This is a genomic window from Buttiauxella sp. B2, assembly GCF_006376615.1.
Classification (GTDB): domain Bacteria; phylum Pseudomonadota; class Gammaproteobacteria; order Enterobacterales; family Enterobacteriaceae; genus Buttiauxella.
In genome coordinates this window covers 563,215-574,988 of sequence record NZ_VEXQ01000001.1, presented here as the reverse complement: position 1 = coordinate 574,988, position 11,774 = coordinate 563,215, and the positions used below count along the sequence as shown (strand labels likewise).

7 protein-coding genes and 1 pseudogene are annotated in these 11,774 nt (G+C 50.2%); all 8 read left to right on the top strand.

Annotation, left to right across the window (positions count from 1 at the left end; all coding sequences use genetic code 11):
* Positions 1-13 precede the first annotated feature (13 nt).
* The 8 genes and pseudogenes from FH968_RS02930 (at position 14) to tssA (ending at position 11,768) form a co-directional block, all read left to right on the top strand.
* Positions 14-2,554 carry a glycoside hydrolase family 108 protein gene (locus FH968_RS02930; protein WP_139877087.1) on the top strand — a complete coding sequence of 847 codons (2,541 nt, stop codon included), beginning with the start codon at positions 14-16 and terminating at the stop codon, positions 2,552-2,554.
* Positions 2,551-3,447: a hypothetical protein gene (locus FH968_RS23800; protein ID WP_223271270.1), complete on the top strand. Its 897-nt coding sequence runs from the start codon at positions 2,551-2,553 to the stop codon at positions 3,445-3,447. Before FH968_RS02930 ends, FH968_RS23800 begins: the two co-directional genes overlap by 4 nt.
* Positions 3,448-3,836: 389 nt before the next feature.
* Positions 3,837-4,079: pseudogene (locus tag FH968_RS24135) on the top strand (lysozyme inhibitor LprI family protein); the annotation flags it as partial.
* A 57-nt stretch (positions 4,080-4,136) separates the two neighbouring features.
* Complete coding sequence (locus FH968_RS02915) at positions 4,137-4,526, top strand: hypothetical protein (RefSeq protein WP_223271269.1); 390 nt, start codon at positions 4,137-4,139, stop codon at positions 4,524-4,526.
* A 745-nt stretch (positions 4,527-5,271) separates the two neighbouring features.
* On the top strand, positions 5,272-5,535 hold the full coding sequence (locus FH968_RS02910; protein ID WP_139877084.1) for a PAAR domain-containing protein: 264 nt from the start codon (positions 5,272-5,274) through the stop codon (positions 5,533-5,535).
* A gap of 2 nt (positions 5,536-5,537) precedes the next feature.
* Entirely contained in the window at positions 5,538-6,743 is a 1,206-nt protein-coding gene (locus tag FH968_RS02905; protein WP_139877081.1) for a hypothetical protein, read from the top strand.
* A complete protein-coding gene (locus FH968_RS02900; RefSeq protein WP_139877079.1) occupies positions 6,740-10,093 on the top strand; it encodes an ImcF-related family protein in 3,354 nt (1,117 codons plus the stop codon). The genes FH968_RS02905 and FH968_RS02900 overlap by 4 nt, the downstream gene beginning before the upstream one ends.
* A 67-nt stretch (positions 10,094-10,160) precedes the next feature.
* Positions 10,161-11,768 carry a type VI secretion system protein TssA gene (gene tssA, locus FH968_RS02895; RefSeq protein ID WP_139877076.1) on the top strand — a complete coding sequence of 536 codons (1,608 nt, stop codon included), beginning with the start codon at positions 10,161-10,163 and terminating at the stop codon, positions 11,766-11,768.
* Positions 11,769-11,774: the final 6 nt, after the last annotated feature.

Genomic DNA, 11,774 nt, shown 5'->3' with positions numbered 1-11,774 from the left:
GAGAAGACACTGTATGTCAGCAATAATACCTAAATTCAGTTATCCCGTTCCGTCGAACCGAAACGGTCATGCATTTTCATCTGCTGAAGACCTGCTGTCTGTGCTGGGTGGCGAAAGCTCAGGGCAGTATCTGGTGGGCAGCCAGGGCATGTGGCATGGCGGCATTCATATCACCGATGCGACAGTTACCTGGTGCGCACTGAGCGCAAATACGGATGCCGAGCAGGAATATCGCCGTCAGCCTTATCTGGGTGAGCAGTTCATCCGGTGTATGGCGGACGGGGAGATAGTGGCTTACCGGGTATGCAAGGATTATCCGTCGACAGCTATCCCGTGGCGGGATGAACAGTTGTTCTTTTCAAACTCATTTGTCCTGGTGAAACACGTCATACAACCGGGTGAGGACGCAACCAGCGGGCTGACGTTTTACACGCTGTATATGAATCTCGCTCCGTTCAGCGCTTACACGCAACAGGGGAGCGACCGGGAACGCACCACAAAAAGCTCTCAGCGCTATTACGCCAGTGCAGCTGATGTGCAGGCTCTTAACGGAGGCAATGCGGCCGGAACGCTGACGGGGAATACACGAGTCACCCTGGGTGACAGCATCATTACCCGTCCCGGCGACAACCGTCAGTTTACAGAAGTGACCCTCACTACCGGCACGACAAATGCGGCGGGTGTCACGCTGGCTGCCGGAACGACAGTCTGGACGGTATCTGACCGGGGTTATCTGACATCCGCGTCTTCGGTGCCTGTTCCGTCCTGGTGGGCAACATGCGCACCGCCTTACGGCACACAGGCATCCGGTATTGTGCATGCGAAGGCCAGAACGAACTGGTCGTATTATCTGAGCAGTGATGATGTCCTGCAAAATAAGCCGGAAGGTAAGCTGGTTGCCGGTTTCCCGGTGTCTTATGAGCCTGACAACACGGCACAGCAGGTGTCGCGGCCAGCAGACCATCATACGTTTAGCCTGGTGACGCTGGGTCGCGATGTGGGACAGCTGAAGAAGGGTGACCGCGTCTGGGTCGTCTCTGACGGTGACAGTCTGACGCCGCTGACGACAAGCGCCTCAGGCAGCCAGCCGGTATTTGGCGGCGTTGTCCTGCCCTCAAACACCGTTACCATTAATGCCGGTGACTGTATCGGGCACATGGGCTTTTTCCAGTTGCCGGATGAAAACAGCAAACGCTCGCGTTACCAGGTGCATATTGAGTGCCTGAGCATGGACGATATGGCGAAGTTCATCACCAATCCCGGGAAAGTGGGAGAAGATGCGCCGACGTATCTGATATACCCGACGGATGCACCACTGTTTGATAAAAGTGCCCAGGGCATGACGGCGGGTAGCCGCAAAACACAGGCACCGGGCACGCTGACGCTTTCAACGGCTCCTGGTGCTGATGCGCAGGGTAATGCACTGACCAGTAACAAAGATGCAGCCTTCTATCAGCGACCTGAGGGTGACTGGCTGGCCGCAGCGAGTGTTCAGAAAGTGTCGCAGTATGCGTTAGGTGAACTGGGTTTTGTGACGCTGGATAAAGCGCCGGAGAGTTTTGACCTGATAGACGGAATAAAGCACCCGGATAATATGGTGAAAGGTATTCTGGAGCAGATGTATAAAGGCGCTCAGGAGGAGACCCGTACCAGTCATGCGCTGAACGAGTATAACTACAAGCGCCTTCTTGAACAGATAGACAGCAACAAGGATGGACATTATTCAGAAGAAGAATATCTCCAGGCCATACACAATGTCTCTTACCGCGACCGCCTGTACCGGATCATCGCAAAACACGGTAGCGAGTGGTATTACGGCAAAGACGACCCGTTGTGGAAAACCTACCTGGATACACTGACGAAGGATGCGCCGCAATGGAAGACGTATACAGAAGCGTTTATCGATAAAGTAACCTGGATGAAATCGGTTCCGGGAATGGGGCCGGAGCCGTGGCATATGCATCCTGTGGTGTTTTTGGAGTCGATAAAAATTAAAGAAAGATGCCGAGAACTTTTTTCTAAAATTTCGAAAGTTATACTACAACATGAAGGAGGGTATGTTAACGATCCCAATGACCGAGGTGGTGAGACTAATATGGGGATCACAATTGCTACTTGGAGAGCATACGCGCCTTCAGATCTAGGAATTGAAGCTACCTCCTCGACTCTAAAAAATATGACAAGCGAGCAAGCGGAAATTATATATTACAATCGCTATTGGGAACCTAAAGGTTTTTGTAAGCTTGAAACCACAAAAATAGCGTTAATGATTTATGATTGGACAATCACTTCAGGTCGTGCTGTAACTCAAATAAGAAAAATGCTCCACAATGAACACAATGAAAGCTTAAATGTATCAAATAGAATGGATGATGACATGGTTCATTGTATAAATGCAATTGAAGATCAGGGACTGTTATTGACACGCATTGCAGAAATCAGAAAGGATTATTACCGTTCATTGACCACGACAAATGGGGAACCTAACTCACAAGTTAGATTCCTTACAGGGTGGCTAAATAGAGTTGATGATTGCTTGAGGGTTAGTTTATGAGAAATATTTTGTTTGCATTGTTTTTTGTTGCATTTCACTCAATGGCAGATTTTTCTGGTGATTGGTCGAGTGAGAGTAAATCACAATCATTTTCAATTTATTTGGTCGAAAACGGGGACAAACTTAGTGGGAGGTACTGTTTTATAACAAATAATGGAAATAGAATTGATTGTACTGAAGAGAATGAGGTGAATATAAATGGTGTAATAAAAAACAATGTCGGATTGGTGTCATTTGAAAGTACATTTGGTGGCGTTGGAAAAGCAACCTTATCCATTAAAAATGACACCCTTGTATATGAAGTTAATGATTACTCTCCTTTTTTGGAAGCCAATATGTCCGTTCCAAAACAAATCATACTAAAGAGAAAAGAGGGTGCGGTTGCAACAAAAAAAGATTCATCCAAAAAATGTGAGAATGATAAAGTTAGTGCGTTTGTAAATGCAAGTCATGGGCATGTTGTTCAGGTTTTAAAGTCTGATCATATCTATTCTGGCAGTTCCATTTTTTTTCATTATCTTTCAGATAGTGATGAGCACCCTGATGTTCAAGCATCTTTCGCACCAAACAGATGCACTCCACAAAATAACATTACATTCGATTCTTTTTCGTTTGATGGCAGCGCTGCAAATATTGAATCGGTATTCTGGGGGAAAGGTCAGTACAAACAAAATCTATTCATAATAGTTGGCTGGATCTATAACTTAGATGAAGTCAGTACTGTTGGTAAATACTATAATGTTTTTGCTTATGATTATGATCAAAACAAAATTGTTAAAAATGATAAACTATCAGGTCTTTTTGAAGGAGGGCAGGACGGATTAGTTGATGGAAAATCGATTAAATATAAATTTAAAACGGCAGGGGATGTTTGGAGTTATTTAGGAAAGTAGATCTATATACTCCAAAACAGCGGGTGTTTCTGGAGCCTTATCTCAGGGTGGTCAACTAAAATTCAAGGTGTTTTAGTTGACTTCATATGTCAAAATTTTCATGGTGAGTGGTCAATGAGGGCTAGAATGAATAATAGTCGAACTGAACTTATTTCATATATTGAAAATAACTCTACAATATCCAGTTATAAAAATGATCGCCAAAGAGCAAATAATTTAAGATGGGAGTAGTTGTGGGGGAATGATAATCGTATGTTAGTTGTCAGATTGGCAGTGTTTTTTCATCTGTGGCGTGTGCAACTGATATTTGCGCAGAAAAAAACATGACTTCAGAAGTTGATTCTTGCTACGCCAAGATGAGAAGTGACTCTTAGAACTCTTTAAACAAAGAATACAATGAGTTAAAGAGGCGTGTTCTAGAATGTTACTCCACCGATAAGGGAACATCTGTGCAGTATTCAGAGAAGCTGTTGTCAGCTCAACGAAGTTGGTTAAAATACAGAAACTCTCGGTGCTCAATGGAAGGTCTTATTGCTGATCAGAAAACTCCGGCCAATGCTACTTTAGTTAACGAATGTATATCCAGAATTAACAAGCAAAGAATTGCACAAATGAAGCCCTTACCTTATTAGATAGTTGGGGGATGTCTTCAATTGGTTGAATCTGCTGTAGGATTAAGAGGTTTGCTCATGACCACTATTAACATCAGAGATTTCAGTTTTATGAAAATTAAAAAAATATTTTTCCTCGTCACACTCTGTTATTCAGCCAGTAGCATGGCCGCTTTCACTGGAAATGAGAATAAACAATTATCTGAAATTAACATGAAGTCTCAAAGTATAGTTGAAAATGTTGTTAGGGCACTAGATAAAGCTGTTAAAGATCAAGTCGATAATAATCCAGAAAAAAAAGAACAAATCTCATCGTTACGAAGTTCGTGGGATGTAACAACGCAAAAAAAATGTCAACTGGAAACATTCGAATCTAAAGGAACAGATGCTGAAATAGCGACGACAAATAACTGCCTTTTAAAGGGGTATCAAACGGAGGTCGATTACTTTAATAATATGCTCCCATGATTATTGATTTAGGCCCATGCTATGGCATTGCCAGTAGAATTTATAAATAACGAATGAGGATAAGGTATTACAAAGCGGCCAATGATTTAAATAGACAAGTAGTCGATTAAGTGATGGCCGCTCAGGTTGAGTACATGAAATGAGAAAATGATTTTATGAAGAAACCAGTCTTTACTTTGTCAATAATATCAGACTCATATACTCATACCAAGGAGTGGCATGGCAATGATGTATTAGTTGCATCATGTAATCTGTCCGGAAAGGTGCCACATATTGCTACAATTTGTTCTAGTGAAAGAAAAAACACAATCCAATAAAAGGTGGTACTACAGAACTTAGTGTTAATTTTAACTCAAAAAATAAGTTAAAAAGATGGGTGGACCAATGGACATACACAACTTATTTTGGCTTTAGCCGAGGGGAGTATGATTATGTTTTGTGCGTACCAGAAGAAAAACCTAACGCCGTTGCTTTTTTAAATATCAAAAAAATGGAGTTTCTGTAAGCCTAAAAAATTGCGCATCTAATTTTTTTGGCGAAAAGGAAATTAAAAGCAATGTCATTGAGGATGTGTCAGACAGTTCAGTACGAGATAACTCTTTTAAATTCTCATGAATATTAAGTTGTCAGCAAATAATAAAATCAACTCTTCCATGAATAACATTAAATTCAAAGAATCACTAACCCTTGCATAGAGTTAGTTCCTTTAGCTCAATTGCTATATGATTAAATATCAGAGATGGATATGCTAAATATTATTCGTAAAGGCGATAAAACCACCCACGGTGGTGCTGTATTAACTGGCTCAGAAGATATGAAATTTGGTGGCATAGGTGTTGCCCGTAAAGGCGATAAAGTTTCCTGTCCGGTTGAAGGACACGGACCCACGACCATCATTGAAGGTAACCCTGATTATCTGGATGGAGAAATCCCGGTCGCATTCCATGGACATAAATGTGGTTGTGGCTGCACGTTAATCAGCTCATTTTCGGCAGCGAAGGTGGGGTAATCATGCCTGTGTATCTGGATGCTATCCCTGATTTAGCGCCCAAAATAAGACGGCCGGATACTCGTCGCTGGTTGTTTTTTTTGGCGGCAATTATCGTTGTCGGCGGTGTACTGACATTCTGGCAATGGTCTGGAAACCGTGAGGGATTTATCTTCTGGTTTACGGCGCTCGGATTACCCTTTTGTCTTTGGGGGCTCATTTTTAGCCTTCGACGGTTCGATTATAAATGTGATCAGGTGTGGGCTGCATCATGGGATCGGGAACGAGCGCTGTTAGCTGAGCAGGAAACCACCCGGGGACAGCGAGTTGCACACGTTATCAATACCGGCGTGGTCACTCAATTCGGTAGCGGGCCGGGAAAATTACTCAGTGCTGTCAAATCCCCCACGTCTCAGTTAACTGTGCAGCCACCCAGAGCCGGTGGCACACCGGTTCGTCACTCACGGTTATCGGATTTCCAGGATAAGCAGCAATCGCAGGATCTTGATGCCGCGCTGAAAACAATGATCAGCCAACTGAAACCGGCTCTTGAAAAAATCCCCGGTAATATCCCCTGTGAATTGATGATTGACTGCGACATCGCCGGTGTTGCCGATGCTGAAGAGACAATATTACAGCGCCTTGCCGCCCAGACGGGGCGAAAATTACGACTATTCAATGCCAAAGGTTTTACAGCATTCGATATCTGGCTGGATGAAATGTGGGAGAGACCTTCCGCTCTCATCATTCTCAGTGCTGTCGTCCGCTCTTCACCACAGGAAGGTGAAGGCGAAGCTATCGTCTGGCTCCTGTTGTTAAACCGTCGCCATCTCGATTTCCCGGATGCGGTGAGTCTGCATCGTCCTGAAAAAGGCCATATCAGTGCCCTCGATCATAACCTGGATCGTGCGCTGTTATGGTGTCAGAAGCCACGGGAAGACGTTAAGGGGACATGGACTACCGGCAAGGCCGTGACGCAGGGAGGGGAATTGAGTTCCGCGTGTGAAGCGTCTGGATTGACGTTCAGCATGACCGAAGATAACCGGGATGTCGATCAGACGACGGGTTATACCGGTAAAGCTGCACCATGGCTTGCCATCATCCTTGCCGCCACCGCCGCACAAAGTGGTGGCTCACAGGTTGTGGTTGCGGAAACCAACGCAGATGAAATCTGGGTGGCAGCTGTGACTCCGGGTAAGAAAGCAGGAATAAATCAGGGTCTATCGTGAAAATAAAAACACTCATCGGCGCGAGTATTGCCGTCTTAATTTTTTCGACAGCAATTATCAGCTTTTTATTGGTATCGCTGCCTGAAAAAATGGCTGGCTGGACAGGGATAGGTCCTTTGGAACATGGCAGTATTTTGACTGTCTGCCTGTCCATTGTCGCCATTCTCATCTTTTTAGGCTGGATTATTGAAAAGGGGTTTGAGCGGGCGGGTAAGTCCGGTGTCCATGTATCATTCAATAATAAAAAGCAGCAAACGCCCCTCACTGATAAGCCTCTTCAACTATTTACAGAAGGCACCGAGAATAAATTTAACTCAGCGTCGGTGAGCGAACATCTCCATCTGCGTTACGGTCGTCACTGGAAACGGAACGTCCGTATTCTGCTGGTCCAGGGTGATGATGCGGATATTGAGAAAGCCGCCCCCGGGCTTAATCGCGACCGGTGGCAGGAAGGTGACGGAGTCGTGCTCATCCACGGCGGTAACGTGCAGTCTTCCCCGGATATGGCTTTCCTGTCTGAACTGAACCTGCTGCGCCCGCATCGACCACTGGACGGTATCGTGCAGGTTCTCAATGCCCGGTCATTCCCTTCAACCGCTGAACGGGATGCCTTCCTGCGAAATCGCCAGAAGGCGGATAAACATCTCGGCTGGCAGGCTCCGGTCTGGTTGTGGTTGACGGATGCCACCCACGGCTCAGAAGGCGAAGCCACGGCAACCGGAGCATTGTTTGGCCCAGGTGCCACGCCGGAACAGGCTATGGCGTCTCTGGATGAACTGGTGCCCCACCTGCGCCAGGCAGGCATGGCACAGGTGCTGAACAACCCACTGCATGACTGGCTGTTGCGTCTTTCATCACGTTTGCAGGGTGAACTGAAGTCCAGCCTTTCCGTGGCACTGAACGGGTTGATGCAGGGAACCGCACCTTACCGCCTGCGGGGTGTCATGATGAGCCCTGAACTGGCCGGGGTGGGTGCAATACCCCATGCCCGATTAAGCAGCCCGACCTGGCAGGCGCTGGACGAAGACAGTCTGGCGGTCCACGCTAAAAAAATCACCTTCGACTGGCTAAAAAGCCTGCAGCTGTTGCTGTTGGTTCTGGTTGCCCTGTGGGGAGCCGGGACCCTGTTATCTCTGGTTGTTAACCGGGCACAGATTTATCAGGCGCAGGAAACCGCCCGCGTGGCTGCCGATACCAGACAACCGCTGGCGGAACGACTGCGTAACCAGTTGATCCTGCAACAGGCGATTGCCCGTCTGCAACACCGTGAAGCTACCGGTGCGCCCTGGTACACCCGCTTTGGACTCAATCAGGACCATGACACGCTGGCGGCGCTCTGGCCTTTGTATGCCCGCAATAATGCCGGGTTGATGCGTGATGCCGCTGCCGACCGTCTGGCGCAGCAGCTGAATGCGTTTGTGCAACTGCCTCCAGCCAGTGATGCGCGGATACAGGAAACTCAACGGGCCTACGGATTGCTGAAGGGCTACCTGATGATGGCGCGGCCGGAAAAAGCGGACTCAGAGTGGCTGGCGAAACACGTGCTGGCCTCCTGGCCGACACGCCAGGACGTGCCGGATGGTGCCTGGCAGGAAATGGCCCCCAAACTGCTGGGATTCTGGGCGCAAAATCTTCCGGCACATCCGGAGTGGAAAATCACGCCCGATGCTGAACTTATCAATACCGTGCGCCAGATCCTGCTCAAGCAAATCGGTCAGCGTAATGCGGAGTCCGGGCTGTATCAGGACATGCTCAAACGGGTTGCCAGCAACTGGCCTGACTTAACCCTTGCGGATATGACCGGGGACACTGACGCGTCGACATTATTCAGTACCGAAGAAGTGGTGCCGGGTATGTTTACCCGCCAGGCCTGGGAAGAGCAGGTCGAGAGCGCCATTGATGAGGTGGTGAAAACCCGGCGCGATGAAATCGACTGGGTGCTGACGGATAAAACCCACCAGGCGGGGAGTGATGTCTCGCCGGAAGCCCTGAAGGCGCGGCTCACTGAGCGTTACTTTACCGATTTTGGTAACGCCTGGCTGAACATGGCTAACAGCCTTAAGTGGCAGGAAGCCACGTCATTATCCGAAGCCATTGCCCAGCTCAACTTACTGGCCGATGTCCGCCAGTCCCCCCTGGTGGCGCTGATGAACACGCTGGCCTGGCAGGGTAAGACCGGGCAGAAGGGCGAGGCACTGGCTGATTCCCTGGTGGATTCGGCGAAAAGCCTCATCGGCACGAAGAAGAACGCCAAACAGTTTATCGAACAGGCTCAGGGTCCCCGTGGTCCGCTCGATGGCGTATTCGGCCCTGTATTAGGGCTGATGACCGGTAAAGAAGGGGCGGGCAATAACGGCAATCTCAGCTTCCAGTCCTGGCTTGCCCGTGTCACCCAGGTTCGCCTCAAACTCCAGCAGGTCACCAGTGCCCCTGATCCCCAGGCCATGGCACAGATGCTGGCTCAGACCGTTTTCCAGGGCAAGGCCATCGATCTGACCGATGCCCGGGACTACGGCAGTCTGGTCTCCGCGAGCCTTGGGCAGGAATGGAGTGGCTTCGGTCAGTCTCTGTTTGTGCAGCCGCTGGATCTGGCGTGGCGGCAGGTGCTGGCTCCGGCCGCAGGCAGTCTGAACACCCGCTGGCAGTCAACGATAGTGGATCAGTGGAACAAAGCTTTTGCCGGTCGTTATCCGTTTAAAGCGACCGGTAGCGACGCGTCACTGCCTTTGCTGGCCCAGTTCCTGCGCAGCGATTCAGGGCGTATCACCAGCTTCCTGAAAACCAACCTCGGCGGCATTCTGCACCAGGAGGGCAATCGCTGGGTGGTCGATCCTGCCGCCAGCCAGGGCATGGTCGTCAATCCTGACTTCCTGAAAGCCATTAACCAGCTGGCGGGTATCTCAGACGTTGTCTTTGCCCAGGGGGATGCCGGAGTGCATTTCGAACTGATGGCGCGGCCATCGCGTGATGTCGCCCGCATGCAGCTGACCCTGGATGAGCAAAACCTCGACTACTTCAATCAGATGGAAAGCTGGCAAAGCTTTGTCTGGCCGGGAAATACCTATTATCCGGGTGTCAGTCTCAGCTGGCGCAGCGTGAAGAGCGGTATGCAGCTCTACGCGAACAATCAGGGGAACTGGGGCTTCATTCGCCTGTTGGACAAAGCACTGATCACGCCGCTCGATGGCAGCCGAAGCCAGCTGGTCTGGATCACCCCGGATGGCAATCCGCTGAAGTTCATTATGCGCAGCGAACTGGGTGATGGCCCGCTGGCGCTATTGAGTCTTCAGGGATTCATTCTACCAGTGTCCATTTTCAGCGTTGACGCCGGGGCTGGAGAGATCCAGTAACCTGGCAGGAAACCGCCCTCACACCTTCTGACCATTGATAAAATAAGACCAATAAACGGGAAAAATAATGAGTTCATCGGAAGCCCTGCTAACGGCCTGTACCAACGATATGGAAGAGCAAAAGCGTCTTCACTCGCGGGCAACGGATGCGCTGTCTCTCTGGGAAAGCTGGGTATATCCCATCAGCACGGAACAGGAAACCGGGGAAGATCCGGCCTATAACGATGACTTCCAGCTGATGCGCGAAGAAATCAATAAGCTCACGGGCACCGACCCGGTCCTGTTATGCACACTAGCAGAAAAGCTTCTGTGTGACGCCGCCAAAGATATCCGGGTCGTGACCTGGTACATTCAGGCCCGCCTGCAACGTGATGGCGAGAAAGGGCTGGCAGAAGGCTTATTGCTGCTGGCAGCCATGCTCACCCGCTTCGGCCAGCAGTGTCACCCCATGCGGGCTAATGCCCGTAAGTCCGCACTGGAATGGCTGAACAGTACCAGAGTGCTCGATACCCTCTCGCTTTGGCCGGAAGTGGACCGCAATGATGCAGGGCTGACGGCCGGAGCGCTCAGTCTGCTGGCGAGCACCGTCAGCGACTGGCCGGACAGTGAAAGACCCGCGTTTGCCGGGCTCTGTTCTGCACTCGAAAACCGCCTGGCGCGTTCCGGGGGAATGGACTCACTCATTCCACAAAACAGCAGCGCTCAGGAAACAGGACGTGAGTACAGCACCGGAACCTCACCGCAACTCTCTGTCGTCAAATCCGGGCGAGATTTGCTGGACCAAACAAAGCTCCTTTCCCGCTGGCTGAGCGAGCAACCTCAGGGCTGGCTGGCGTCTCACCGGCTGATGAAAACCGTGCGCTGGGATACGGTCGATCAGATCCCTCCGTTGGACAGCAGCGGACGCAGTCGCCTGCTACCGCCCAAACCGGAGTACCGGGCACAGCTTAAACGTCTGTATTTACAAAAAAACTGGGCTGAACTGGTGGAGCAGGCCAGCCAGATGTACATCGAAGGGGTCAACCATTTCTGGCTCGATCTCCAGTGGTATCTCTGGCAGGGCCTCAGTCATGCCGGTCAGCCCTGGGAGACCTGGTCTGACTCCGTACTCTTCGATCTGCGTTTATTCCTTAAACGTCTACCCGGGCTTGAGGGGCTGGCCTGGAATGACGGCACCCCGTTTGCCGATGAAGTGACGCAGGGCTGGATAGCCCAGAAAGTGAACGACGAGCCCCTGACCTTCCGGGATGAACCGGCGACGGTTTCCCACGGGCAGGCGGACGATGTCCTGTCGCTGGAAACAGAAGCGATGGTGAAGGGCGACAGTGAAGGCCCGCAAGCCGCTCTTGACTGGCTTCAGTCCCGACCGGGGGCGGACACACCGCGAAGCCGCTGGCTGACTCGTCTGCTGATGGCCCGTGTGGCTGAGCAGTACGGACGTAATGACATGGCTCTGCATCTGCTGGGCGAACTGACGGCCAGTGCGCCACAACTGACGCTGGCAAACTGGGAGCCTGCGCTGTTGTTTGAAGTGCAGGCCCGCCGCCTCAAACTCTTGCGCATGAAAGCCGGTCGCAGTGAATCGGATAAAACCCGTCTGATGCCCGAGATGGACGCCCTGCTGTCCGGTCTTATCGCCATCGATCCCGCCCGCGCCATGGTGCTCTGCGGTTAATTTAAA

Excerpts from the sequence above, each read along its gene's own strand:
- FH968_RS02930 (WP_139877087.1), top strand. The coding sequence starts at position 14 with ATGTCAGCAATAATACCTAAATTCAGTTATCCCGTTCCGTCGAACCGA.
- FH968_RS23800 (WP_223271270.1), top strand. The coding sequence starts at position 2,551 with ATGAGAAATATTTTGTTTGCATTGTTTTTTGTTGCATTTCACTCAATG.
- FH968_RS02915 (WP_223271269.1), top strand. The coding sequence starts at position 4,137 with ATGACCACTATTAACATCAGAGATTTCAGTTTTATGAAAATTAAAAAA.
- FH968_RS02910 (WP_139877084.1), top strand. The coding sequence starts at position 5,272 with ATGCTAAATATTATTCGTAAAGGCGATAAAACCACCCACGGTGGTGCT.
- FH968_RS02905 (WP_139877081.1), top strand. The coding sequence starts at position 5,538 with ATGCCTGTGTATCTGGATGCTATCCCTGATTTAGCGCCCAAAATAAGA.
- tssA (WP_139877076.1), top strand. The coding sequence starts at position 10,161 with ATGAGTTCATCGGAAGCCCTGCTAACGGCCTGTACCAACGATATGGAA.